The following is a 3,246-nucleotide window of genomic DNA, read 5'->3' as shown; positions in this document are numbered from 1 at the left end:
CGGCGCGCTGCGCGGCGGCCCGCCGACGGTCGGCGGACGCTGGTCGCTGCTGCCCCACCTCGCCGCCGACCCGACCGTCCGGGCCACCGCCCAGGCGCAGAGCCTGCTGGACCGGCACGGCCTGCTGACCCGGGGCACCGTCGCCGCCGAGCGGATCCCGGGCGGCTTCGCCGGGGTCTACCGGGTGCTCGCCGCCATGGAGGAGCGCGGCCGGACCCGCCGGGGCTACTTCGTCGAGGGGCTGGGCGGCGCCCAGTTCGCCATGGAGGGGGCCGCCGACCGGCTGCGCTCGGTCAGCGGCCGGCTGGAGCGGGCCCGGGGCACCGAGTGGCCGGCCGCCCCGAGCACCGAACCGCCACAGGCCCTGGTGCTGGCCGCCGCCGACCCGGCGAACGCCTACGGCGCCGCACTCCCCTGGCCCGAACCGCCCGCCGGGTCCACCGAGGCGGCAGGCAAGGCGCACCGCCCCGGCCGGAAGGCCGGCGCCCTGGTGGTGCTGGTCGACGGCGAGCTCTGCCTGTACGTGGAGCGCGGCGGCAAGTCGCTGCTGGCCTGGGCGCAGGACGAGGCCACCCTCGCCGCGGCGGCGGCCGCGCTGGCCGGGGCGGCCCGGGACGGGGCGCTCGGCAGCGTCACCGTCGAACGGGCCAACGGCGAGCCGGCCCTCGGGTCCGCGCTCGGCACCGCCCTGGAGCAGGCGGGCTTCCACGCCACCCCGCGCGGCCTGCGGCTGCGCCCCTGAGCCGGCCCCGAACGCGACGAGGGCCGTGGGACCGATCGGTCCCACGGCCCTCGTCCGCGTCCTGTTCACCCGGTCGGAGGCTCCGTCTCCCACCATGGCTCCATCCGTGTCGCCGGCTCGCCCGCGCGGCGCCGCGACGGCCCGGTGGACCGCCAGTCGGCGTGGACCGGGATCAGCCCGAGCCCCCAGCCGCCGGCCGCCAGCAGACCGAGCACCGCACCACCGGGAAGTCGCCCGGGGCCGGCCGTCAGCCACCAGCCGAGTCCGCCGGCCAGGACCAGCAGGAGCCCCAGGCCCAGCCGGAACCGTATTCGGGCCCCGGCACACCTCGCCGCCGCACTGCGCACGACCGCCTCCTTCGCTCAACCCGGGCCCGACGGGCCCGTACCGAGGCCAGGTCAGGCGGCGACCACGTCCATCGCGGCGGCCTTGGGCGAGATGTTCGCCCGGTCGTTGCCGGGAGCCGGCAGCGGAACCGGTTCGAGCACCGGCCTCAGCAGTTCACCTTCGGAGAGGGTGGCCATCGCCGCAAGTTCGGCGAGCGACAGTTCGTCGCTGACCTCGCGCATGACCTCGGACATCCGGACGTCGAGTGCGTCGCAGATGGCGGAGAGCAGCTCCGAGGAGGCCTCCTTCTGTCCCCGCTCGACCTCGGAGAGGTATCCGAGCGAAACCCTGGCGGCCGCCGACACCTCGCGGAGTGTGCGGCCCTGGCGCTGGCGCTGCCGACGCAGTACATCGCCCAGTAGGCGACGGAGCAGGATCATCGGTGCCTCCCTCCTCGGACTGCGGATCGAGATGTCACGCCCCCACCGTACCGCCTTGCCCGCTTCGCGTGCGGGGACCATGGTCGTGTTCACTCTGGGCTGCAAGGCTGTCCCCTCCCCTGTTTCGGTGTCGCATCCGGGTCGGCGGGTACCCCGTCGTACCCTCCGGGCGACACTCGGCCACCGCCACGCCACTCGTTCGCCACCTGGTTTCTGCCCAACCAGGCCCTCCGATGTAACACGATCCTCCAGGTGCGCGATGCCCGCACGCCAGTTCGGCAGATCTCGGTTCTGTGGAGATCTTGGCGGGCGGCCCCCGGCGGGCACCGGGGACGGGAAACGACGGGTGGCTGGTGGGACGGACGGTGAGGGTGGTGCGGGCGACGGTGCGGACGACGGCTCAGCGCGCGGGCGTACCGGATGACGGGAGCCGCCCGACGAGCAGCTCCAGAGCGGCGGTCACCGCCCCGTGACGGATTGTGGCACGCTCTCCCGACAACCGTGGCGAACTGACCAGAGTTCCCCCCGGACCGGCGACCGCGAGGTGTACCGTGCCGACCGGCCGCCCGTCCTGCGGCTCCGGGCCGGCCACCCCCGTCGTCGCGACCCCGTAGGTCGCCCCGAGCAGCTTGCGCACGCCCTCGGCCATCTGCCGGGCCACCACCGGGTGGACCGGGCCGTGCACGTCCAGCAGCCCCTCGTCGACACCGAGCACCGAGGCCTTCACCTCTGTCGCGTAGGCCGTCACCGATCCCCGGAAGGTCGCGGACGCCCCGGGCACGTCCACCAGCGCGGCCGCCAGCAGTCCGCCGGTCAGCGACTCCGCGACGGCCACCGTGCCGCCCCGCGCCCGCAGCGCGGCGTGCGCCCGCTCGGCCAGCCCGTAATCGGCCGCCCCGCCGTCCGCCACGGCCCCGGATCCGCCACTCATCCCGACGTCCCTCCCTCGCGCTCCCCCGGGCCCGCCCCGGAGTACCCGCCATTGTGGGGCCCGGGGACCGCCCCCGGCCGGGATCCGCGCGGTTTCACCCCTGCGGGCGTTGCGCCGCCAGCCCCTCGCGGCGCAGGCGCAGCGCCTGCCCCACGTAGTCCAGCGCGGTGCCCACGGTCAGCACCACCGCGAGGCCCATCAGCACGGCCCGGCCGGTGGCCAGCCAGCCGGTCAGCGCCAGCACGTACATGCCGACGGCGATGCCCTGGGTGAGCGTCTTGAGCTTGCCGCCCCGGCTGGCCGGGATGACGCCGAAGCGGATCACCCAGAACCGCATCAGGGTGATGCCGAGCTCACGGGCCAGGATCACCACGGTGATCCACCACGGCAGGTCGCCCAGCACCGAGAGGCCGATCAGCGCCGAGCCCATGATCGCCTTGTCGGCGATCGGGTCGGCGATCTTGCCGAAGTCGGTGACCAGGCCCTTGCGCCGGGCCAGCTCGCCGTCGAACAGATCGGTGATCATCGCGATCGCGAAGGAGGCCCAGGCCACCGAGCGCCACTTGGGGTCGTGGCCGCCCTCGGCGAACAGCAGGGTGACGAAGACCGGGACCAGCAGCAGCCGGGCCATGGTCAGCATGTTCGCGATGTTCCAGATCCCCGGCGCCGGGGGCACCGCGGCCGCCGGTCTGCCCGGGTGGGCCGCGATCGGGGCGCCGGGCCCCTGGGTCATTCCCCGGCTCCCGGTGCCCGGCGGACCCGCACCTGCTCCAGCGCCTCGGCGACCAGGTCGACGCCTTCGGCGG

5 protein-coding genes are annotated in these 3,246 nt (G+C 75.2%); 1 reads left to right on the top strand and 4 read right to left on the bottom strand.

Annotated elements, in window-relative coordinates:
• On the top strand, positions 1–742 hold a 742-nt coding region (locus ABD308_RS12055; protein WP_425554747.1), incomplete at its 5' end, for an Lhr family helicase.
• A gap of 65 nt (positions 743–807) precedes the next feature.
• Here ABD308_RS12055 and ABD308_RS12050 read toward each other — a convergent pair.
• The 4 genes from ABD308_RS12050 to pgsA form a co-directional block, all read right to left on the bottom strand.
• Entirely contained in the window at positions 808–1,089 is a 282-nt protein-coding gene (locus ABD308_RS12050) for a hypothetical protein (RefSeq protein ID WP_344332407.1), read from the bottom strand.
• Between the two features lie 51 nt (positions 1,090–1,140).
• Entirely contained in the window at positions 1,141–1,509 is a 369-nt protein-coding gene (locus tag ABD308_RS12045) for a helix-turn-helix domain-containing protein (protein ID WP_344332402.1), read from the bottom strand.
• A 400-nt stretch (positions 1,510–1,909) separates the two neighbouring features.
• Entirely contained in the window at positions 1,910–2,440 is a 531-nt protein-coding gene (locus tag ABD308_RS12040) for a CinA family protein (protein ID WP_344332395.1), read from the bottom strand.
• 94 nt (positions 2,441–2,534) lie between these two features.
• On the bottom strand, positions 2,535–3,173 hold the full coding sequence (gene pgsA / locus ABD308_RS12035) for a CDP-diacylglycerol--glycerol-3-phosphate 3-phosphatidyltransferase (RefSeq protein WP_344332389.1): 639 nt from the start codon (positions 3,171–3,173) through the stop codon (positions 2,535–2,537).
• Positions 3,174–3,246 lie beyond the last annotated feature (73 nt).

The sequence above is a fragment of the Kitasatospora putterlickiae genome (assembly GCF_039527695.1).
Classification (GTDB): Bacteria; Actinomycetota; Actinomycetes; order Streptomycetales; family Streptomycetaceae; genus Kitasatospora; species Kitasatospora putterlickiae.
This window is presented reverse-complemented; position numbering and strand designations above follow the sequence as displayed.

Coding starts and splice junctions, on each gene's coding strand:
- ABD308_RS12045 (WP_344332402.1), bottom strand. CDS start 1,509: ATGATCCTGCTCCGTCGCCTACTGGGCGATGTACTGCGTCGGCAGCGC.
- pgsA (WP_344332389.1), bottom strand. CDS start 3,173: ATGACCCAGGGGCCCGGCGCCCCGATCGCGGCCCACCCGGGCAGACCG.
- ABD308_RS12040 (WP_344332395.1), bottom strand. CDS start 2,440: ATGAGTGGCGGATCCGGGGCCGTGGCGGACGGCGGGGCGGCCGATTAC.